General features: G+C 69.6%; 27 protein-coding genes and 1 tRNA gene. 23 read left to right on the forward strand and 5 right to left on the reverse strand.

Annotated elements, in window-relative coordinates; translation table 11 throughout:
- Positions 1-7: 7 nt before the first annotated feature.
- Positions 8-1,090 (reverse strand): hypothetical protein, encoded by a 1,083-nt coding sequence (locus FHY02_RS16150; protein WP_311731862.1) that lies wholly within the window; start codon positions 1,088-1,090, stop codon positions 8-10.
- A 7-nt stretch (positions 1,091-1,097) separates the two neighbouring features.
- Here FHY02_RS16150 and FHY02_RS16155 point away from each other — a divergent pair, with 7 nt between their 5' ends.
- The 6 genes from FHY02_RS16155 (at position 1,098) to FHY02_RS16180 (ending at position 6,594) form a co-directional block, all read left to right on the forward strand.
- Complete coding sequence (locus FHY02_RS16155; protein WP_183924022.1) at positions 1,098-2,390, forward strand: aspartyl/asparaginyl beta-hydroxylase domain-containing protein; 1,293 nt, start codon at positions 1,098-1,100, stop codon at positions 2,388-2,390.
- 323 nt (positions 2,391-2,713) lie between these two features.
- Positions 2,714-3,439 (forward strand): alpha/beta hydrolase, encoded by a 726-nt coding sequence (locus tag FHY02_RS16160; RefSeq protein WP_183924024.1) that lies wholly within the window; start codon positions 2,714-2,716, stop codon positions 3,437-3,439.
- Positions 3,436-4,164 carry a tetratricopeptide repeat protein gene (locus FHY02_RS16165; protein ID WP_183924026.1) on the forward strand — a complete coding sequence of 243 codons (729 nt, stop codon included), beginning with the start codon at positions 3,436-3,438 and terminating at the stop codon, positions 4,162-4,164. Before FHY02_RS16160 ends, FHY02_RS16165 begins: the two co-directional genes overlap by 4 nt.
- 254 nt (positions 4,165-4,418) lie before the next feature.
- Positions 4,419-4,871 (forward strand): VOC family protein, encoded by a 453-nt coding sequence (locus FHY02_RS16170; RefSeq protein WP_183924028.1) that lies wholly within the window; start codon positions 4,419-4,421, stop codon positions 4,869-4,871.
- Positions 4,871-5,590, forward strand: a complete 720-nt coding sequence (gloB, locus tag FHY02_RS16175) for a hydroxyacylglutathione hydrolase (protein WP_183924030.1) — start codon at positions 4,871-4,873, stop codon at positions 5,588-5,590. Before FHY02_RS16170 ends, gloB begins: the two co-directional genes overlap by 1 nt.
- Positions 5,591-5,796: 206 nt before the next feature.
- A complete protein-coding gene (locus FHY02_RS16180; protein WP_183924032.1) occupies positions 5,797-6,594 on the forward strand; it encodes a SirB1 family protein in 798 nt (265 codons plus the stop codon).
- A gap of 179 nt (positions 6,595-6,773) precedes the next feature.
- On the opposite strand, the gene dapF is transcribed toward FHY02_RS16180, so the two are convergent.
- Both dapF and FHY02_RS16190 read right to left on the reverse strand, forming a co-directional pair.
- Complete coding sequence (gene dapF, locus FHY02_RS16185) at positions 6,774-7,715, reverse strand: diaminopimelate epimerase (RefSeq protein ID WP_183924034.1); 942 nt, start codon at positions 7,713-7,715, stop codon at positions 6,774-6,776.
- Positions 7,716-7,760: 45 nt separating this feature from the next.
- Positions 7,761-8,231 (reverse strand): DUF6456 domain-containing protein, encoded by a 471-nt coding sequence (locus FHY02_RS16190; protein ID WP_183924036.1) that lies wholly within the window; start codon positions 8,229-8,231, stop codon positions 7,761-7,763.
- Between the two features lie 136 nt (positions 8,232-8,367).
- Between FHY02_RS16190 and FHY02_RS16195 the strand changes: the two genes are divergently transcribed.
- From FHY02_RS16195 to FHY02_RS16210, 4 genes are read left to right on the forward strand one after another with little or no spacing between them, the layout of a single operon-like run.
- Positions 8,368-8,871, forward strand: coding sequence for a response regulator transcription factor (locus tag FHY02_RS16195; RefSeq protein ID WP_183924038.1), 504 nt, complete (start codon positions 8,368-8,370; stop codon positions 8,869-8,871).
- Positions 8,872-8,896: 25 nt separating this feature from the next.
- Positions 8,897-9,187 carry a hypothetical protein gene (locus FHY02_RS16200; RefSeq protein ID WP_183924041.1) on the forward strand — a complete coding sequence of 97 codons (291 nt, stop codon included), beginning with the start codon at positions 8,897-8,899 and terminating at the stop codon, positions 9,185-9,187.
- Positions 9,188-9,232: 45 nt separating this feature from the next.
- Complete coding sequence (locus FHY02_RS16205; RefSeq protein ID WP_183924043.1) at positions 9,233-9,739, forward strand: hypothetical protein; 507 nt, start codon at positions 9,233-9,235, stop codon at positions 9,737-9,739.
- Positions 9,690-10,136 carry a winged helix DNA-binding protein gene (locus tag FHY02_RS16210; RefSeq protein ID WP_183924045.1) on the forward strand — a complete coding sequence of 149 codons (447 nt, stop codon included), beginning with the start codon at positions 9,690-9,692 and terminating at the stop codon, positions 10,134-10,136. Before FHY02_RS16205 ends, FHY02_RS16210 begins: the two co-directional genes overlap by 50 nt.
- Before the next feature lie 21 nt (positions 10,137-10,157).
- On the opposite strand, the gene FHY02_RS16215 is transcribed toward FHY02_RS16210, so the two are convergent.
- Positions 10,158-10,233, reverse strand: a tRNA-Val gene (locus tag FHY02_RS16215).
- 115 nt (positions 10,234-10,348) lie between these two features.
- Here FHY02_RS16215 and FHY02_RS16220 point away from each other — a divergent pair.
- The 13 genes from FHY02_RS16220 to FHY02_RS16270 all read left to right on the forward strand — a co-directional run bounded on the left by FHY02_RS16220 (position 10,349) and on the right by FHY02_RS16270 (position 17,086).
- Positions 10,349-11,509: a hypothetical protein gene (locus FHY02_RS16220; RefSeq protein WP_183924047.1), complete on the forward strand. Its 1,161-nt coding sequence runs from the start codon at positions 10,349-10,351 to the stop codon at positions 11,507-11,509.
- 237 nt (positions 11,510-11,746) lie between these two features.
- Complete coding sequence (locus tag FHY02_RS23060) at positions 11,747-11,881, forward strand: hypothetical protein (protein ID WP_260172945.1); 135 nt, start codon at positions 11,747-11,749, stop codon at positions 11,879-11,881.
- A gap of 11 nt (positions 11,882-11,892) precedes the next feature.
- Entirely contained in the window at positions 11,893-12,201 is a 309-nt protein-coding gene (locus FHY02_RS16225) for a hypothetical protein (protein WP_183924049.1), read from the forward strand.
- 49 nt (positions 12,202-12,250) lie between these two features.
- Positions 12,251-12,373: a hypothetical protein gene (locus FHY02_RS23065; RefSeq protein WP_260172946.1), complete on the forward strand. Its 123-nt coding sequence runs from the start codon at positions 12,251-12,253 to the stop codon at positions 12,371-12,373.
- 5 nt (positions 12,374-12,378) lie between these two features.
- Complete coding sequence (locus FHY02_RS16230; protein ID WP_183924051.1) at positions 12,379-12,648, forward strand: hypothetical protein; 270 nt, start codon at positions 12,379-12,381, stop codon at positions 12,646-12,648.
- A 97-nt stretch (positions 12,649-12,745) separates the two neighbouring features.
- Positions 12,746-12,934: a hypothetical protein gene (locus FHY02_RS16235; protein ID WP_183924053.1), complete on the forward strand. Its 189-nt coding sequence runs from the start codon at positions 12,746-12,748 to the stop codon at positions 12,932-12,934.
- A gap of 18 nt (positions 12,935-12,952) precedes the next feature.
- On the forward strand, positions 12,953-13,435 hold the full coding sequence (locus FHY02_RS16240) for a hypothetical protein (protein WP_183924055.1): 483 nt from the start codon (positions 12,953-12,955) through the stop codon (positions 13,433-13,435).
- The gene (locus FHY02_RS16245; protein ID WP_183924057.1) at positions 13,432-13,575 is read left to right on the forward strand and encodes a hypothetical protein; all 144 of its coding nucleotides are present in this window, start codon (positions 13,432-13,434) and stop codon (positions 13,573-13,575) included. Before FHY02_RS16240 ends, FHY02_RS16245 begins: the two co-directional genes overlap by 4 nt.
- A gap of 223 nt (positions 13,576-13,798) precedes the next feature.
- Complete coding sequence (locus FHY02_RS16250) at positions 13,799-14,128, forward strand: hypothetical protein (protein WP_183924059.1); 330 nt, start codon at positions 13,799-13,801, stop codon at positions 14,126-14,128.
- Positions 14,129-14,357: 229 nt separating this feature from the next.
- Entirely contained in the window at positions 14,358-15,347 is a 990-nt protein-coding gene (locus FHY02_RS16255; protein ID WP_183924061.1) for a hypothetical protein, read from the forward strand.
- On the forward strand, positions 15,344-15,697 hold the full coding sequence (locus FHY02_RS16260; protein WP_183924064.1) for a hypothetical protein: 354 nt from the start codon (positions 15,344-15,346) through the stop codon (positions 15,695-15,697). Before FHY02_RS16255 ends, FHY02_RS16260 begins: the two co-directional genes overlap by 4 nt.
- A gap of 108 nt (positions 15,698-15,805) precedes the next feature.
- A complete protein-coding gene (locus FHY02_RS16265) occupies positions 15,806-16,393 on the forward strand; it encodes a hypothetical protein (protein WP_183924066.1) in 588 nt (195 codons plus the stop codon).
- A gap of 282 nt (positions 16,394-16,675) precedes the next feature.
- Entirely contained in the window at positions 16,676-17,086 is a 411-nt protein-coding gene (locus FHY02_RS16270; protein WP_183924068.1) for a hypothetical protein, read from the forward strand.
- Here the strand turns inward: FHY02_RS16270 and FHY02_RS16275 are convergent.
- Positions 17,083-18,516 carry an acyltransferase family protein gene (locus tag FHY02_RS16275; RefSeq protein ID WP_311731869.1) on the reverse strand — a complete coding sequence of 478 codons (1,434 nt, stop codon included), beginning with the start codon at positions 18,514-18,516 and terminating at the stop codon, positions 17,083-17,085. The two genes, FHY02_RS16270 and FHY02_RS16275, sit on opposite strands and share 4 nt — an antisense overlap.
- Between the last annotated feature and the right edge of the window lie 37 nt (positions 18,517-18,553).

The raw sequence follows: 18,553 nt of genomic DNA on the forward strand, positions 1-18,553 counted from the left end.
ACGTCGGCTAGCGGAGCAGCGGTGCCGGCGGTGTCAGCGCGATGCCGAAGGTCGCCGCGACCTGCTCGGCCCATCGCACCACCAGCTCTATCTCGCGCGCGTGCAGCGCCGCGGCGTCGCGATGCTCGGCCGCGCGTGCGGTCGCGTCGAAGGCGTTGCCGAACTTCGAGTGACGCGTGAACGCCGGCCCCGCCACGATCGCATCGAGCGCGGCATCGTCGAGGCGTAGCCGGTAGAGCGCCGCCAGCGCGGCCAGCGCCTCGCGCGGGCGCGCCATCAGCGTCGCGCTGTCGAGCGTGCGCACCCGCGTCGCGCCGAAGCGCTCGACCAGCTCGGCGAAGAGCGCGTGCTGGCCGAGCCAGCCGAGCGCGGCGACCTGCAGGTCGGTCAGCGCGAACAACGCGCGCGCGTCATGGCCGAAGCGCGCCAGCCCGTCGTCGAGCATGCCCGCGAGCAGGGTGCGCACCCACAGCCGCCCCTCCAGCTCCTTCTTCGCCACCGAGCCGAGATAGGTCGGCAGCGGCGCGTGGAGCAGCAGCGCGGTGCTGTCGGACCGCAGCGTCAGCAAAGCGGGCGCGAAGCCGTTGGCGATGGTCGAAGGCTTGACGATTACCGCCTCGCCCGGCGCGAACGGGCGGGCCAGCAGCGCGAGCGTGTCGTCAAGCACCGCGGCGAGATCGGGACCGGGCTCGCCGCGGCGGCGCCAGCCGATCAGGTCGTTGAGCACCACCGGCTCCTTCAGCCCCATCGCCGCGCCGGGATGATCGACCGCGCGCGCCAGCAGCGTCGAGCAGCAGAAGGCGGAGTGGAAGATCCAGTGCAGCGGCGCGGGGGCCGGCGCGGCGGCGCGGACGTCGGTGCGGCGTACCACCAGCGGCGCCGCGCTGTCCTGCGGCAGATACTCGTCGGTGAGGAAGGTGGCGGCGCGGTGCGTCTCGCGCGGCACGCGCCGGAAGTGAAAGGCATCGTGACCCGGATCGTAGCGATGCGCCAGCCACGTCGCGTCGAGCAGGGGGAGAGGAGCCGCCGCCATCGCCGCGCTGTGCGCCGGCACGCGCGCGATTGTCCAGTCCGCGTGATCGGTTATCATTCATGTTATGAACTCGGCCCGATCCCAGCAGCATCTCGCCGCCGCGCTCGCGGCGCGCGACGCCGGCCGCCGCGACGAGGCGGTGCGGCTGTTCCACGCCGCGGTCGCGGACGGGGCCGAGCATCCGCTGGCGCTCAACGCGATCGGCGTCGACTCGCTCGCGCGCGGCGCCTTCGCGGCGGCGGCGGACTGGTTCACGCGCGCGATCGCCGCCGATCCGGCCGCGCCGGAACTGTGGATGAACCTGGCGCGCGCGCATCGCTCGCGCGACGACGCCGTGGCCGAGCGCGCCGCGCTGGAGGGCGCGCTGGCGATCGACCAGCGCCACTTCATGGCGCTCGTCAGGCTGGCCGAGTGGCACGAGCGCGCGGGCGAGCGGGATGAGGCGGCGGAGCGCTGGGGCAACGTGCTGACGATGGCAGCGCTGCTCGACGAGCGCTCGCCCGCCATCGAGGCGATGCTCGAGCACGCGCGCGACTATGTCGCGACGCAGCGCGCCGGCTTCGCGGCCGCGATCGACGCCGCGCTGGCGCCGGCCCGCGCCGCGCTCGCGCCGGCCGCGCGGCGCCGCGTCGACGCCTGCGTCGACCATGCGCTGGGCCGGCGCCAGATCTACGCCAACCACTGCGCCGGGCTGCACGTCCCCTTCCTCCCCGCCGACGAGTTCTTCGCGCGCGAGCTGTTCCCGTGGTTCGACCGGCTCGAGGCCGAGACCGCGACGATCCGCGACGAGCTGCTGCGCGTGCTGGCCGAGGATGCCGACGCGCTGCGCCCCTATGTCGCGATGAAGCCGGGGACGCCGCGCAACAAATGGTCAGCGCTCGACGGCTCGCTCGCCTGGGGCGCGCTCCATCTGTGGCGCGACGGCCGGCGCGACGACGCGGTCTGCGCGCGTGTGCCGCGCACCGCCGCGGTGGTGGAGGCGCTGCCGCTCTCCGATCTGCCGGGGCGGACGCCGACGGTGTTCTTCTCCATCCTCGCGCCGGGCGCGCATCTGCCCGCGCACACCGGGGTGAGCAACGCGCGCGCGATCGTCCATCTGCCGCTGGTGGTGCCGCCCGACTGCGGCTTCCGTGTCGGCGGCGAAACGCGCCAGTGGGCGGAAGGCCGCGCCTGGGCGTTCGACGACACCATCGAGCACGAGGCGTGGAACCGCTCCGACCGGCCCCGCGCGATCCTGATCCTCGACGCCTGGAACCCGCATCTCACCGTGGACGAGCGCGCACTGCTGCGCCAGTTCTTCGCCGCCTCCGCCGGTGCGCCCGAGCGCGAGCTGGCACGGCTGCGCGTCGGGGAGTGAGGGTGCGCGTGGGCGTTGGTGGCTGGTCTAGGGGAACCAGGAGGTGAGTGCGCGGCACCGCTTCAGCAATCGCCGTACCCGCGCCTTCCTCGTCATCCTCGCCTCATAATCGTCATCCCCGCGGAGGCGGGTATCCAGACGCGCGGACCTGTCGATGGAGGCGTGACGTCAGCGCATCTGGATTCCCGCCTTCGCGGAAATGACGGAGGGGAGCGGTGGGTTGAAGCAACGTGAAGGAGAGGAAGGCAGTCCTGCCGCTCCCCCGCACGCGAGCCAACTTCCCCGCCTTCGCAAAGCGCTGCACCGCGTCTAAGCCACGGCGCATGAGCATCGTCACCACCGCGCCGAAGCGACCGCGCCTCGCCTACCACCATCACGCCGGCACCGCGCCGACGGTGATCTTCCTCCCCGGCTATGCCTCCGACATGAGCGGCACCAAGGCGCTCGCGCTCGAGCGATGGGCCAAGGCACGCGGCCAGGGCTTCCTGCGCTTCGACTATGGCGGCTGCGGCGCCTCCGACGGCAAGTTCGAGGAGCAGGCGCTCGCCGACTGGCGCGACGACGCGGTGGCGATGATCGACCATGTCGACGGGCCGGTGGTGCTGGTCGGCTCGTCGATGGGCGGCTGGGTGATGCTGCTCGCCGCGCTGGCGCGCCCCGCGCGTGTCGCCGCACTGGTCGGGATCGCCACCGCGCCCGACTTCACCGATTGGGGCTTCTCGCAGGACGAGAAGATGTACCTGCTCGAGCACGGCCGGCTCGAACGCGCCAACCCCTATGGCCCGGCACCGACCGTCTACACCCGCCGCTTCTGGCAGTCGGGCGAGGCCAACCGGCTGATGTCGGGAACGATCGCGTTCGATGGACCAGTGCGGCTGCTGCACGGCCAGGCCGACCCCGACGTGCCGTGGCCTCGCTCGGCACGGCTCGCCGAGCTGATCCGTTCGCCGCACGTTCAGACCTGGCTGGTCAAGGACGGCGACCACCGCCTGTCGCGCGAGGACGATCTCGCGCTGCTGATCCGCGCGGTGGAGGATGTGGTGCCATGATCCCGCTCGCCGCGCTGCTGCTCACCGCCCAAGCCGCGACGCCCCCGGGTGTGGCGGGCAGCGACCCCGCGGCGGGCTGCGTGGCCGAGACGCGCAGCGACCCCGCCGCGGCGGAGGCGCGCGCGCGGCGCGGTGGCGCGGGGCTGCGCGCGTGCCTCGCGCTCGCGCTGGCGGCGCAGGACCGCTACGCCGAGGCGGGCGCGGCCTTCGCCGAGGCGGCGCGCGGCGCCGAGCTGGCGCACGACTCGCACGCGGCGGACTATTGGGCGCAGGCGGGCAACGCCTGGCTGGCCGCGGGCGACGCCGCCAAGGCGCGCGGCGCGCTCGACGCCGCGCTGGCGGCGGGCACGTTGGTGGAACTGCAGCGCGGCGAGGCGCATCTCGACCGCGCGCGCGCGCTGGTCGCGCTGGGCGACGCCGCCGGCGCGCGCACCGACCTCGACCAGGCGCTGGCGACCGCGGGCGACGACCCGTTGGCGTGGCTGCTCTCCGCCACCTTGGCGCGGCGCGGCGGCGATCTCGGCCGCGCGCGCGCCGACATCGCGCAGGCGCTGCGCCGTTCCGCCGACGACGCCTCGGTCCAGCTCGAGGCGGGCAATATCGCCGCGGCGGGCGGCGACGCCGATCGCGCCAAGGCGGCGTGGCAGGAAGCGGCGCGGCTCGCGCCCGACTCGCCCGCCGGTCAGTCGGCGGCGCAGGCGCTGACGCAGTTTGGCGGGAAATAGACCGCGCTACCGCCCGTGGTCCTCCACTTGTTTTCCCCGCGGAGGCGGGAACCCAGAGTCAAGCAGGACCGCGGCGTGCGGCGATCGGGGCTCCTGGGCCCCCGCGTGCGCGGGAGCACGATGAGAACTGGCATAGCTCGCTAGGCCGAATGGTCCAGAAGTGAGCAACCAGTATCGCCCTCGCTCATTCCATTGAAACCGCGGTCGAGCGCACGCTGTCTGACCACCGCCCGCCTCCACCAACGGAAGGTACAATGACCCAATATCTCCACACCATGATCCGCGTCAGCGACCCCGACGCGACCGTCGCCTTCTTCGCGCTGCTGGGCCTCGAGGAAGTGCGCCGGATCGACAATGAGGCGGGGCGGTTCACGCTGATCTTCCTCGCCGCCGAGGCAGATAAAGCGATCGGCGAGCGCCGCGTCGAGGTCGAGCTGACCTACAATTGGCCGCCCGCCGACGGCAGCGCCGCCGAGGTCTACACCGGCGGTCGCAACTTCGGCCATCTCGCCTACCGCGTCGACGACATCTACGCGACCTGCCAGCGGTTCGCCGACGCCGGGGTGACGATCAACCGCCCGCCGCGCGACGGCCATATGGCCTTCGTGAAGACGCCTGACGGCATCTCGATCGAGCTGCTCCAGGCGCGCGCGCCGCTCGCCCCGGCCGAGCCCTGGGCGTCGATGCCCAACACGGGGACGTGGTGATGCTAGAGATCGTCCGCGTGCCGGTACTCAAGGACAATTACAGCTGGCTGGTGCGCGCCGAGGACGGCGCGGTCGCAGTGGTCGATCCCGGCGACGCGGCCCCGGTGCTCGACGCCGCCCAGGCGCGCGGCTGGACGATCGGGCAGGTGTGGATCACGCACTGGCACCGCGATCACACCGGCGGCGTCGCGGCGGTGAAGGCAGCGACCGGCGCGACCGTCACCGGCCCCGAGGCGGAGCGCGCCAAGATCGACCCGCTCGACCGCGGCGTGCGCGAGGGCGACTCGCTCACGCTCGGCCAGCATCGCGCCACCGTGCTGGAAGTGCCGGGCCATACCGCGGGCCATATCGCGCTCCACCTCGCCGACGACGCGGTGATCTTCACCGGCGACACCCTTTTCGCGCTCGGCTGCGGGCGGTTGTTCGAGGGCGATGCGGCGCAGATGTACGCCAACATGCGCCGCTTCGCCGCGCTGCCCGACGCCACCTCGGTCTATTGCGGCCACGAGTACACGCAGAGCAACGGCCGCTTCGCGCTGACCGTCGAGCCGGTGAATGCCGCGCTGGTGGCGCGCGTGGCCGAGGTCGACCGCGCCCGGGGCGCGGGCGAGGCGACGGTGCCGACCACGATGGCCGCCGAGCGCGCGACCAACCCTTTCCTGCGCGCAGCGGACGTGGCGACCTTCGCGCGGTGGCGCGCGGCGAAGGATTCGTTCTGAGGAGCTGAACAGATCCTCCCCGCTCAGCGGGGAGGGGGACCGCCGCGCGCAGCGCGGTGGTGGAGGGGGCTCTCCGCACACGCACCGGCTCGAGTCGGGCGGGCCCCCTCCACCATCGCTGCGCGATGGTCCTCCTCCCCGTGCCGGGGAGGATCATCGACGCCTGCCCCTCGCATGTCGCGCCCCGCGCCCCCATCTCAGCCGATATGACCGACGACCTCCTTCGCCTCGGCCTGATCGACGAGGACGATATCGTGCTCGACGACGCCGCGCTGCTGCTCGCCCTGCTCGACCACCCCGACACAGACCCCTCCCCCGCGCACGACCTGCTCGAGGCGATCGCGACCCGGCTCGACGTCGCCGGCGCCGACGCCGAGACCTCGCTCGAGCGCGCCGACGCGCTCGCCGAGGTGTTCGCGGGCGAGTTCGGATTCCTCGGCGACTCCGCCAGCTACGATGACCCCGCCAACGCCGACCTGCTCCAGGTGCTTGAGCGCCGCCGCGGGCTGCCGGTGAGCCTGGCGATCCTCTACGTCGCCGCGGCGCGGCGGCTCGGCTGGAGCGCCGACGTGCTCGACGTGCCAGGCCACGTGCTGGTGCTGATCGAGGCCGAGAGCGAGCCGGTGATCGTCGACCCCTTCGCGGGCGGCGCGCGCGTCGGCGCGGAGCGGCTGTCGGCGCTGCTCGAGGCGGCGCGGCCGGGGCGCGCGGTGACCCACGTCGCCGCCATGCCCAACCGCGCGGTGCTGGTGCGTCTGCTCCAGAACCAGGCGGCGCGCGCCGAGCTCGCCGGCAAGGGCCGCCGCGCGCTCGAGCTGTACGAGCGGATGACAGTGTTCGCGCCCGACCAGCCGCACGGCTGGTGGGAGCGCGCGCGGCTCGAGCTGGTCGACGGCGACCACGAGCGCGCGCGCCGCAGCCTGGGTGCGATCCTCGAGATCACGCGCGACGCCGAGCTGCGCGGCAAGGTGACCGATCTGCTGGAGCAGCTCGGCGGGGAGTGAGGGGGGATCCTGGGCCCGCTTCTGCCCCCCATACTGCCGTCATCCTGAGCTTGTCGCAAGATCCACCGGGCCACTGGCTCAGCGGCGTGTGAACGCGCGAAAGGGTGGATCCTGAGACAAGCTCAGGATGACGGCGGAGGCGGGGGAGGGGTCGCCTGCCCTGCCCCCCCCTGCCCGACCTACGCCGCCGCGACCACGCGCGCCCAGGCGGCGATCTCGTCGGCGGCGTGGCGGTCTACCGCCAACTCGCCAGCGACGCCGCGGGCGGGATCGACGGTGACGCTGCCCTCCCACTCCCAGGTGGCGTTCCCGTGGAGCGTCACCATCGCGTCCGCACCCGCGCGCGCGCGCACCAGGCCGCCGCGGTTGTACACCGTCAGCGCGCGGTCGAACGCCACGCGCCCGGTCAGCCCCGCGGCGTAGGTCGAGGCCGCCATCGCGCTGCCGCAGCTGTCGGTCAGACCGACGCCGCGCTCGAAGGTGCGGACGTAGAGCCGATCGTCGCCGCGCAGCTCGACAAAGGAGACGTTGGCGCGATTGGGCAGCCACGGCGGCGCCGCCTCGCACGCTTGCCCGACCGCGACCAGCTCGGCCTCGTCGACCGTGTCGACGAAGGCGACCAGGTGCGGGTTGGGCATCGCCACCGCGGTGAAGGCGCGCTCGCCCGGCAGCGGCGGCACCCGCGCCTCGACGATCCGCGCCGGCGCGTCGCGCAGCGGCCAGGCGGCGGCGTCGAGCGAGGCCGGCCCCGCGGTCTCCGCGACGGTGTAGACGCCCGGCGCGAGCGCCTCGGCAAGCGCCACCTCGGCGTAGCTGGTCTTGAGCCGCACCGTGGCGCGTTCCAGCCCCAGCGCGGCGAAGCCCGCGCGCGCGACGCAGCGCAGCCCGTTGAGGCAGGTCTCGGCCTCGCTGCCGTCGCTATTGAACATGCGCATGCCGAAGGCGGCGCGTTCGTCGCCGCGGGTGAGCAGCAGCAGCCCGTCGCCGCCGACCGGACCGGCGCGGTCGGCGAGCGCGCGCGCCACGCCCGCCCAGTCGGTGCCGTCGAGCGCGGCGTCGCGCGCGTCGATCAGCGGGAAATCGTTGCCCGAGCCATGGCATTTGACGAAGCGCAGCCGCATCGCGCCTATGTGTCCGCGCTGACGGCGCGGGGCAAGGGGCGTGGATCACGGCAGGCGGTAATGATCCGCCAGCCGGTCGAGCGCGAGCGACAGCACCAGCCGTCCGCTGCGCGCCGGCCAGCCGAGCGCGCGCTCGCTGTCGGGCAGCGACTCGCCCGCGCAGACCACGCGCCACAGCACGTCGGCCAGACCGCGCCCCGCGGCGCCGACCGCCGCGTCGAAGCGGCGCTTGGCGGCGAGCTGCGCCTCGCCCGGGTCGGGCGCGGTGCCGCGGCCATTGTCCACGCGCGGCGCCCAGCGCATCGTCACCGCGGGGGCGAGCTGCGCGCGCTCGTAATCGGCGCGCAGCCGCTCGCCCGCCTCGGCCTGGCGCGCGTCGACCAGCCCGCGCGCGGCGAGCCACGCCAGCGGCGACTCGCGCCGGTTCACCGTCACCGTCCGCCCGCGCCGCGCGCCGCGCACCACCGCGCCGCGCCGCCCGCTTGAGTCGATCACCTGCTCCACCAGCTCTCGCATCGTCCCTCCCTCGGATCCAACGAGGCGACGGGGTGGCAGATGTTGGACGATGTAGGACAGCGCCCGCGGCCCGCCGCGGCACGCGCCCCGCATCTTGGTTGATGACTTGGATCGCGCGCTATCCCATCTCGGGACCATGTCGCCGGACCGATTCGCCAAACTGACGACCCGGCAACGGGAATGCCTGCGCCTCTACCACCAGCGCTACCGCGTGAAGGAGATCGCGCGCGCGCTCGCCATCTCGGAGAATACCGCCAGCGGCTACCTCACCGAGGCCACCGCGCTGCTCGGCGTCGGCGGCCGCCCCGCCGCGGCCGCCGCTCTGGCCGCCTATGAGGCCGCCCACCCCGATGCGAGGGGTCGCTTCTCGGTGGGAGACCCCACCCCCCTGCCGACCGCAGAGCCGTCGCCGCCGGGCGATGACGCACCGGCACCGGCCGCCACGGTCGGGACGGGAGCGCCGACACACGCCCCCGCCGCCTCGTGGCTGCCGTTCCGCAAAGGGGATGGTAATGACCTCACTGTCGCACAGCGCCTCTTCTGGCTCGGCGCTATCATATTCGGCCTCGTCACCGGCTTCGGTCTTTTCGCTCTCTTCGTCCGCACCCTCAGCGACGTCGTCGCGCAGCTCGCGCGGTGAGTCCGCCTCGGTCGAGGTCGAGGCGGTGGCCACGCTGCTGCGCGAGCTCGAGATGCTGCAGGACCGCGCCTTCGCGGTGTGCGGCCGGCTCATGGCGGCGCTCATCGACGCGCGCATCGAGCAGAACATCGCGCCGATCGTCGGCAAGTCGATCCGCGCCGGGATCAGCGACGTCGCGGTGCAGATCAGCGGCGCGCAGGGCGCCACCGCCGACGTCCACCGCCTGCTCGAGGCGCTGGCCAAGGCGCGCGGGCTCGACGTGCGGCTGTACGGCGATACCGACAAGCAGGATCCCCGCCCCGGCTTCACCGCCTGAGCCGCGGCGGAGCGAACGTGATCAACCTGATCGGGAAAGCGGCCGATGACGCGAGTCCTCGTCTTCGCCGCGGTGCTGCTGGGCACCTGCCTCTATGCCTTCCGGCGCGGCGGCGCGCCGGAACGATGGGTGGCGGCGCTGCTGCTGACGGCGGCGATCGCCTCCTACCTGCTGCCGCACGTGCGCGGTTACACCTACTTCCACGTCGAGTGGCAGCGGGTGGCGATCGACACCGCGCTGCTCGCCGGGCTGGTCGCGGTGAGCCTCACGGCGGACCGCTTCTGGCCGCTGTACCTCACCGCCTTCCACGCGCTGACGGTGATGACACACGGCGTGCGCGCCTACGATCCGGCGGTGCTGCCGATCGTCTACACGCGCGTGGCGGCGTGGCTGGCCTATCCGGGGCTGCTGCTGCTGGTGATCGGCGTGGCGCGGCATCACCGCCGGCTGCGCGCGGGGGCGCGCGAGTTCGACTGGACCTTCCAGCGGCGGGGGGCGGCCGATGAGGCACGAACCTGCCACGCGCGAGGAGCTGGGATGCGCCATCCGTGAGATCGAGGCGCTGCTCGAGCGACTACGCGCCAAGGAGGCGCAGCAGCCGGCACCCGCGCCCGGGCTGCTCGAGCGCGCCGAGCTGATGTACCAGGAGCGCCGCTCGCGCGACCGGCTGTTCGGCACCGACCTGTTCGGCGAGGCCGCCTGGGACATGCTGCTCGATCTCTACATCCACCACGGCCGCGGCGCGCTGGTGCCGGTGTCGAGCGCCTGCATCGGCGCCGCGGTGCCGCCCAGCACCGCGCTGCGCTGCCTCGGCAAGCTCGAGTCGCGCGGGCTGGTGGTGCGCCGCGCCGACGTCGACGACCGCCGCCGCTCGCTGGTGACGCTCAGCGCCAAGGGGCTGCGGATGATCGAGCTGTACCTGGCGAGCAGCTGGGTCGGGCTGGGGTAAGAGGGGGCGGCGGCACGGCGGTGGTGGGCGCTGACGGGTTCGAACCGCCGACCTACTCGGTGTAAACGAGCCGCTCTACCAGCTGAGCTAAGCGCCCTCACCACCCTGCAACGCCGCAGTCTGCCTATTCTTTCCCGCCTTCCCTCGCAACCACCTCCACCAGCCCGTTTCCCCACTTCGGTCCGCAAGTGGTCAGCAAGCCAGCGGCGGCGGTGACGCAGGACCTCGACAAAGATCGTTGTCAGCACCCGACGCGCTTCCGCGAGATAGGCGGGAGCGTACTTGGCGTAAACCTCGGTCGTGCGGTCCATCGCGGTGTGGCCGAGAATGCCGCTGATCTGCTCGGCCGGCACGCCGCGGCTGGGCATCTCGGTGGCGATCGTGTGGCGGATCGTCTTCGGGATCACCGCGGCGGGCAGCCCGAGCGCGCGCCGCATGGTCCGCCATGCAATCCGTCGCGACAGCACAGCGCTGGCACCATCCTTCTGCCACTGGCGCAGCACCAGCCGCATGGGCCGGATCGTCGGCAGCACCGGGTTGCGCTTCTTGGTCCGGGGCCACTCCGGCGGGTGCATGTCGATCGTAGCGCCGTGCCACTGCGCGCGCGGATCGAACGCCAGCGCGGCCTCGGGGCGGCAGGCGGTCGCGGTGAGCAGCAGCAGCAAGCGCAGGGAGCCGCCGTCGTCCAGCCCGCCGGCCTGCGCGAAGCCGAGCATTGCGCCGAGCTGCGGCAGCGTCACACGGACGTCGCGCGCAGGGCTGCGCAGATGCGTCGGCACGCTCGGCACCTTGGGTGCATATGGGATCCGACCGTTGCGGGCAGCGCGATTGAGTGCCGCGCGCTCGTCGTCCAGGTTGCGCTGGACCGCCTCACCGGACACGCCTTGGCTGTCGACCGGGAAGGCCTTGCCTCCCCACGGTACATGGAAGCTATGCTCCTGCATGCGCCAGCGTCGGAAGTGGTCGAAGGCGACTGGCTTCAGGTCCGCGATCGTGGCGCGCGTACCGAGGTGGTCCTGCATCAGGAAGCCGATGAACGCGCGCAGCGACGTCGCGATAGTGCCGGGCTTGCGGGTGTGCTGGCCGTGCTCCTTCCAGTAGAGCAGCAGCTGAGGCACCGCCTCGGCATCCTCGACAGGCTGAAGGCTCTTGGCGCGCTCGGCTTCCACGTGCGCGTGGATGACCGGCTTGGCCAACTCTACGCTCCGCTTGCGAGTGCTGCGATATACGACCGATCGAGATTGCTCGGCATATCGGGCGATCTGCCAGATGCCCGGGGACTTCCCGTCGCGCCGCTGGTCGAGCCAGAAGTCGCCGACGATGTACGGGCTGGTCTCTCGGGACAATTCACAAGCTCCTGGGTCTCTGCCTGAGTAGCAATTTCGAGCGCGCCCGCCTCAGCGAAGGCCTGCAACTCGTCGATGGTGAGATGCAAACCGGTGCGGTTCCGGAGCGCGCGGCGGTACTTGGCCGCCACCTTCCCCATCATGCTCATAGCCTCTCGGCCTCCTCTACGGTCAGTTTGCGATCGGCGCCGTCCGCGCGCACGATCTCGATGCGTTCGATACGATCATCTCCTGGCCCTCCTAACCAGCAACCGGAGAACGACCATGAAGACGATCATGCTGGCGGCTGCCCTAGCCGCCGCAGCCCTGACGGCTGCCTGCACCGACGAGCCGCGCAGCAACACGCCGACCACGCCGGCCGACATGGTCGAGGTCAATCAGACCTACGACGACGGCTAGGCGAAATAACCGTGACGGCGCTGCGCATCCTCAGCAACATCTGCTGGGGGCTCATGCTGCTGTACGTCCTGCGCGGCGCCGTTGCTGCCTGGATCAAGCACGCTCGCTTCGGCGACCCCATGCGGCTCGCGTGCGCGCCAACCGCGGTTGTCGTGATCTCCTTCAACATGCGCTGGCTGCTGTGGCGCGATGACGAGAGCCTGCTCAAGGCTCTCCTCGTCCTGAGCTCGGTGCTGGCGCTCTATATCCTGCGGCTCGCGCACACCTACGGACGGGGCGCGCTCCTTCACCGGAACGAGGAGGGACGCGATGCCAGCTGAGAATGCCGTGCCGGTCGCGGTCCAAGGCTTCGCTTGAACCGCGGCTCTCATGGGCCTCGCCAATATCCTGATCGGCGGCCTCCTGGTCACCATCGTTCGCACCCGCCCGGCATTGAAGAAGATCGCCGACGAGCGCGAAGCCAACCTCCTTGAAGAGCGGCAGCCGAGATGAAAGCGTTGCGTGCCGAGCTCGACGCCGTGCGAGCCGAGATGGACAAACAGCGAGCGCGTCACGAGGCCGAGCGCTCCGTCGACCGGCACCGCCTCAACAACTTCGACCAGTGCTTCAACGCTCTCTTCATGATGTTCGAAAACTCGCCTGAGAAGGCGGCTGACGCGATCGCGGCCGTGAAGACGATGCGGCAGCGGCAGATGGAGGTCGAGGCGCTTGAGAAGGCGGCCATCCACGCCGCTGTGATCCAGCAGACTGGAGGGGGCGCGTCATGACCAAGCACGTCCAAATCGCCGGCATCGTTGCCATGACGCTCCTCGCCGCGGCCATCCTCTACCTGATCGGCGACACCTTCCACTCCGCGCTTGCAAAATGACGCCTGACGGCAAGGTGCCGCTGGCGGACGCCGGCCTCTTCACCGCCCTGCTGCTCTCGTTCCGCGAGGTGCTCGGCGTGATCAAGTCGATCTGGGAAAGCGCCGATCGGAGCGACCTCGCCACCGCGCTGTCCAACTCGGTGCCGACAGCCACACCTAATCCGCCGGCCGACGAGCCGCGCTGACCCCACCCGAAAGGACTGATGACGACGACACGGGCGAAGCTCGCCGATGCCATGCGCCCGTTCGGGCCGGGTGGGAAGCTGCTGGAGCGGCACATGCCGGCGCTGGACGCACTCGCGGATGCGCTCGGGTTGCCAAAGGGGGGGGCGGTGCCTGCGGCAGAGCCCTCGCCTTCCGCGTCCCTGGTCGGCGTACCGATGGAGTACTGGGCCATGCTCTCGCACATCGAAAGCGGTGATCGACTCTACGCCAAGGCGACCACGTCGAGCGCATCGGGGCTCTACCAGTTCGTCAAGGCGACGTGGCTCGGTGAGGGCGGGCGTTGGGGCGACAATCCGGCGCTCCCGTTCGGCGGGCTCAAGCCGTCCGCGGAGGAGCAGCTCGCGCGAGTGAAGACCTTCACCGCAAAGAACGTCGCTGCGCTCCGACGCCTCGGCGCGCCGATCAACAAGGCCTCGCTCTACGCTGCCCACTTCATGGGCGCGGCTCGGCCGGCAAGGTGATCCGCGCCGACCTCAACGACCGCGCCGACAGCATCGCCGGCGAGCCCGCGACCAAAGCGAACGAGTCGATCCTGCGCGAAAAGACGGTGGCTCAGTTCTTGTCGTGGCTTCACGGCAAGACCGGTGAGTGGGCGCGCTGATGCGCGTCGCATCATCGCGATTGCCGTGCTGGTGCTCGCCGTGGCCGCCCTCGCCTTCTTCGGCCCGCGCGCATGCAGCAGGGCGTAGCAGACCGCCGGGAGGCGCAGGCGGACATCGCGCGCTCGGACGCCATGGCCGACGCCGCGATCGGCGCCGCGGCCGACACCGCCAGCGCCATGACGACCGCCGCGGTGATCGCGGCCACCCCCAAGGAGCACGAGAATGCAATCCGATCCGCGCCCGGGGCGACGACTGCTGTCCCTGCTGCCTCTAACGGCGCTGGCCCGCGGGCTCTTCGCCTGCGGCCCTCGTATCGCAATCAGCCGCGCTGCGTTGCCCTGCTCGGACCTGGTGCAGGAGCCACTGGCCGCTGATGTTGCGCCCGCCGATCTCCCGCAGATCCGGCGGCGGTGGCCGACTGGCAGGTCTTCGGCGACGCTCAAACCGGTCGCCTCGAGACGTCGAACCCCTTATCGCCGCGCCGCGCTCGACGCGATCCGCCGCTGCGAGGCGCGAGACCGCGCCGTCGATCAGCAGCTGAAGGCGCGCTGAGAAGCGCTGCGCCAGCCGGCGACGAAGACGACTGGCGCAGCGTGTCGGCTGATTCAAGCCTGACCCCACCTTCCTACCGCGCAAGCGTGAACAATCCGTCTCTGCGCCGGACCCAGGTCAAAAAATCCAACATCTACATGGCTGTCTAGCCGGCGCTCTCAGGGAGAACACCTACGCCTTCGACCACCGCGGCCGGGACCGGCATCGCTATTCCGCAGAGTCTCCCGCGGTGCAGAGCGCGGCCGCTTATGGGGCGCTCTCGTACACCAAGATCGGTGGCGTCGAGTCGATCGGCGGCTTTGGCGCGGCCACGGAGGTTGTGACCTTCCAGCCGCTCAAAGGGCCACAGCAGAGATACAAGGGGCCGACCGACCACGGGTCGTTGAACTCGACGCTGGCGGTCGACGATGCCGACGCCGGCCAGGCGCTGCTGGCGGTGGCGTCGCAGCCCAGCAACGCCGGGCTCTATGCCGTGCGCGTCACGAAGCCGGATGGCGCGCTGCGCTACTTCCAGATGCGAGTCTTCGGCATGCCGGAGACCATCGGCGCCGCCAATTGGATGATCACCGCGGCTCCGGTGCTGGAGATCAACACGGCGATCGTGAAGGTCTCGTCGAACGGCACGACCGCCCCGGCGTTCACGATTCAGCCTTTGATCAGCCCAAGCACCGGCTCGGTCGGCACAACCTTCATCGCCAGCAACGGCGCGGCGTCGGACGCGACCAGCTTCACGCGCCGCTGGCTGCTCAACGGCTCGCAGATCGGCACTGGCACGACCGTGACGCCGTACGCTGCGGATAGCCTCACGCTAGAAGTCACTGCGACTGGGTCGGGTGGCTCTTCTCCGACCACCAGCAACGCCGTGACAGTTGCAGCGGCGCTTCCGACCCTGACCATCGGTGGTCCGCTGGCGTTCGCCTCTGGTGCAGCAGCCGGCACGCTCGTCGCGACGATCGGCAATGTGCCCACCGGTGCGACGCCGACTCTGACCCCCAACGACGGTCGCCTAGCGATCGCAGGCGATGCCACGAACGGCTGGAAGGTGGTTGTCGGCCTCACGGTTGCGAACGCCGGCACGATCGCGCTGGCCGTCGCCGCCGCTGGCGCGCGGGCGTCTCGGCAACAGTTCAGGTTGGGGCAGCTGGGGCTGACGAGGTTGTCATCAGCCTGGCAGTCACGACGCAGCGGTCGACGTACGCCTTCAACGATGCAGGCGTGATCCAGCGTAAGCCTGCGGGCATGCCGGGCTTCGACCCGTACTGGGGCGGCCCGCCGAAAAACTCGACGACCGGCGCAAACGACGTTGCGAACGATCCATTCTGGGGGCCGCTCGGGATACGGTGGATCTCGTACTGCTCGACCGATCACGACAGCGAAGGTGGCATCTGGCTATCCGTGTCGACGGCTGCCGACCCGAAGGTGCTGTCGTCGTGGCGAACCTACGATCAGGCGCTCGCCGCCGGCCTTTTTGCGTCGGTCACGACCAAGCCGTCGAAGAACCCCATCTTCAAGCACGGCGCCGGCTTCTCGATCGAAACACCACATGTCATTAAAATTTGCGTCGACTGAGCAAAGTTTTACCAAACCTACTCGGTCAACGGTTCGGTCAAGTAATGTACAAATCAGGTGCTTTCGGCAGACGGCTTGAACTGGTCGGGCCCACGCACCGCTCCTTGGTTGATCGTGCCCGCCGGTACGGTTCTCGGCAACCTGGGCGATGGCCATACCGGATATGCGCGCATGGCTCCGAACATCTTCTCGCGTTCAGCCATTCCGTATAACTGGATCATCGCCTCGCTGTTTGGCGGCGGCGACATATGCCTGTACGCTCAGTGGGGGTGCAACGATCCCACCCGGGGAAGGGCGACGTTTATTCAAACAATATCGTCGCAGCACGGGCGTCCCGGGATGGAGGCGGGCCTCTATTGCAGCGACGTAGCGACGGCCGGCCCGGTAAGGCAGGGTATTGCCGGTCTAGGCGGGGGGCTGACGCAAAGCGGCTCCGGTACGGCTGTACAGCGCGGCAGTCTGTTCGAGTTTCTCTTCGATCCGACTGGGACTGAGATCATCGCGAAGCCCATCCCAGTTATCGGCATGCCACTCAATGCCGATGTGACGGACAACGCAGCCATCCCGACCGTTATTGCTCGCGAAACCGAGCGGATTGTGATGGCGCAGGGCGTGAACGTCCCGACCGATGGCACCGCCAAGCGGAACGTAACGTTCATCGGCACGTCCTCGCGCCGCAATCGGCAGAACACTTAGTTTGAGCCCCGATCACCCGCGATCCCGGCGACGCTCACCGTCCGCGAGCATGATTTCCGCACGATGACTGCGCTGCCCGCCGGGCTGTCCGTCTACAATCCACGCACACAGGCGCTCAGCTTCGCCCCGGACACTGAGGTACAGATAGAAAGCACGGGTGCCCAAAGCACTATGCGCCCGGTGCTACTCTGTTTCGAGGAACTCGCCGCGACGACTTAGTATTTGGAAGTAAGCGTGAAGGACTAGCGCAGCCGTAGTGCTGGCGCTGATCGTCGTTTCGGGATGGGTTTCCGCGTGGCGGCGGCCGGCGCGGCGTGGAACTACCTTGATCAAGTTGAAGGCATGCTCATCCGCTCGGGTGGCACGGGTGCCGCCTTCAGCATCAAGGGCTCGCGCGCAAACGGCGTCGAAACTTATGCCGACCTTGCCAGCTATCCCAGCTTGAACGAGGCCTATTCTCGCAAGAATATCGGCATGCGCTGGTTCCGCAAGGAGGGACGCTGCTTCCTGCTCGGTGAAGGCCACATCGGCCATGGCGTCGAAACCAAAGAGATCGCGATCCCCGCCGAGTTCAAGTCGGGCGGGTCGCTTTACAATCTACCCGTAACACCCTGGTTCGGCACCCAGGCCTATCCAAGCAAGCCGAACCAAGAGCAGATGGCCAACGTGCGCGCCCGGTGGGGGAACGTCTAAGCCCGCGTGAGCTTAGACGTCTCGCCGCTGAACGCGAATAGCAGTGCCGGTACCTTTTTGATGACAAGCCACGCAAGCGTTGACCCGCCGGCGGCCGCCGTAAGCAGCAGCAGGAAGCGAACCAAGACGGAAACGGCAAGATGATCCACAAGGAGGAAAGCGCCGGCGATCACCGGCATGTGGAACAGATAGATCACGAACGAGGCTCGAACCACCTCCTTCACCCACTTCCGTTCGGCATCGAAAACCCGCGCCGCAGTCGCCACAATGACATGGACGATCCCTAGCGCAGCAAGCGCAGTGAGCGTGTGCTCGATAAGACGTGGAATGTGCTGATCGCGAGTAAGGCAGAAGATCGCCGTCCCTACACCGATTAGTGCGACCGACCACGAGAAGCGATTGAACCGGTGATAGACAGAGCGGCAGCGCTGCAGAAGCAGTCCGAGGGCGAAGTAGGGGGCATACTCTACGGCATAGCCAAGCCCGCCAGGGTGTATCGCCACTTGTGGCAGATGATAGACCGCTGCCATTGCCCCCCGCTGCCAGGCCGAGATCGCTACGGCGCAAGCAAGTAGGAGCGGCAGAAACATTCGACCCGCGGTCTGCTCGCTAATCGCGACGTGATATGTTCTAAGCGATGGGAACGCCCAACAAAGTATCGCAAGAGCGACGTTGTAATAGATCAACACCAGCACGAACCAAAGATGGCCGGTCGTCTGCCGGCCGACGTGCACGATCGATTGCATCCATGAGATAATTGGATCGCTATTGAGCGGCGACGCGTAGGCGGAAAATAAGTTCATCAGCGGAACCAAGATCACCAGAGCGGTGAAAAAGGGCGGAAGCAATCTGGCAAGACGTGATTTCACCCACGGCAGCGTCCCACGCTTCGAGATCGTCAGTGCAGCAAGATACCCTGCCAGCATGAAGAAGCCTTGCATTCTAAACAGATGCAGAAAGCTGATCATCGTTGTTAGCGCCGCTGACTTCGACGTTGATACTACTAGCCAGCCGTATTTGGTATGAAACGGGTAAGCGGCGTGGAACGGCAAGCCGGCCAACATCAACAGGCACCGCACTGCATCAAGGTGCGGCTCGCGCGCAGGATGCTGAAGTGCGCCATCCGGGATTGGAGAAGCGTGAGGCATGCCGCCCGGTACGAGGCAACTCGCTTCTACACAAGCACGCTGATCTGACCTCGATCTAGACCATCGGAGAACGACCATGAAACGACCATACCTCGCCGCCATCGCGGCAGCGGCCGCATTCGGCTGCGCATCGCCCGCGTCGGGTGAGAGCATAGCGGAGTGCGGCAATGCTATCGGCTGCCACGTGCTATGACGCTGGAGCCGCCAGTCTGCGCTCACTGCGGACACTAGGTCGGTGGTGGAAGGTTTAGCGATGAACGCTTGGCAACCCGGCAACAACATTGGGCTCGAGCCGATGGCTGACACCGCCCGCCGGATC

The sequence above is a fragment of the Sphingomonas sp. BK069 genome (genome assembly GCF_014193405.1).
In the GTDB taxonomy this organism is placed as follows: domain Bacteria; phylum Pseudomonadota; class Alphaproteobacteria; order Sphingomonadales; family Sphingomonadaceae; genus Sphingomonas.

Coding starts and splice junctions, on each gene's coding strand:
- FHY02_RS16270 (WP_183924068.1), top strand. CDS start 16,676: ATGGGTTTCCGCGTGGCGGCGGCCGGCGCGGCGTGGAACTACCTTGAT.
- FHY02_RS16150 (WP_311731862.1), bottom strand. CDS start 1,090: ATGATAACCGATCACGCGGACTGGACAATCGCGCGCGTGCCGGCGCAC.
- FHY02_RS16210 (WP_183924045.1), top strand. CDS start 9,690: ATGAGGCACGAACCTGCCACGCGCGAGGAGCTGGGATGCGCCATCCGT.
- gloB (WP_183924030.1), top strand. CDS start 4,871: ATGCTAGAGATCGTCCGCGTGCCGGTACTCAAGGACAATTACAGCTGG.
- FHY02_RS16205 (WP_183924043.1), top strand. CDS start 9,233: ATGACGCGAGTCCTCGTCTTCGCCGCGGTGCTGCTGGGCACCTGCCTC.
- dapF (WP_183924034.1), bottom strand. CDS start 7,715: ATGCGGCTGCGCTTCGTCAAATGCCATGGCTCGGGCAACGATTTCCCG.
- FHY02_RS16170 (WP_183924028.1), top strand. CDS start 4,419: ATGACCCAATATCTCCACACCATGATCCGCGTCAGCGACCCCGACGCG.
- FHY02_RS16180 (WP_183924032.1), top strand. CDS start 5,797: ATGACCGACGACCTCCTTCGCCTCGGCCTGATCGACGAGGACGATATC.
- FHY02_RS16155 (WP_183924022.1), top strand. CDS start 1,098: ATGAACTCGGCCCGATCCCAGCAGCATCTCGCCGCCGCGCTCGCGGCG.
- FHY02_RS16240 (WP_183924055.1), top strand. CDS start 12,953: ATGACGACGACACGGGCGAAGCTCGCCGATGCCATGCGCCCGTTCGGG.
- FHY02_RS23060 (WP_260172945.1), top strand. CDS start 11,747: ATGAAGACGATCATGCTGGCGGCTGCCCTAGCCGCCGCAGCCCTGACG.
- FHY02_RS16235 (WP_183924053.1), top strand. CDS start 12,746: ATGACGCCTGACGGCAAGGTGCCGCTGGCGGACGCCGGCCTCTTCACC.
- FHY02_RS23065 (WP_260172946.1), top strand. CDS start 12,251: ATGGGCCTCGCCAATATCCTGATCGGCGGCCTCCTGGTCACCATCGTT.
- FHY02_RS16250 (WP_183924059.1), top strand. CDS start 13,799: ATGCAATCCGATCCGCGCCCGGGGCGACGACTGCTGTCCCTGCTGCCT.
- FHY02_RS16190 (WP_183924036.1), bottom strand. CDS start 8,231: ATGCGAGAGCTGGTGGAGCAGGTGATCGACTCAAGCGGGCGGCGCGGC.
- FHY02_RS16160 (WP_183924024.1), top strand. CDS start 2,714: ATGAGCATCGTCACCACCGCGCCGAAGCGACCGCGCCTCGCCTACCAC.
- FHY02_RS16275 (WP_311731869.1), bottom strand. CDS start 18,516: ATGTTGTTGCCGGGTTGCCAAGCGTTCATCGCTAAACCTTCCACCACC.
- FHY02_RS16195 (WP_183924038.1), top strand. CDS start 8,368: ATGTCGCCGGACCGATTCGCCAAACTGACGACCCGGCAACGGGAATGC.
- FHY02_RS16165 (WP_183924026.1), top strand. CDS start 3,436: ATGATCCCGCTCGCCGCGCTGCTGCTCACCGCCCAAGCCGCGACGCCC.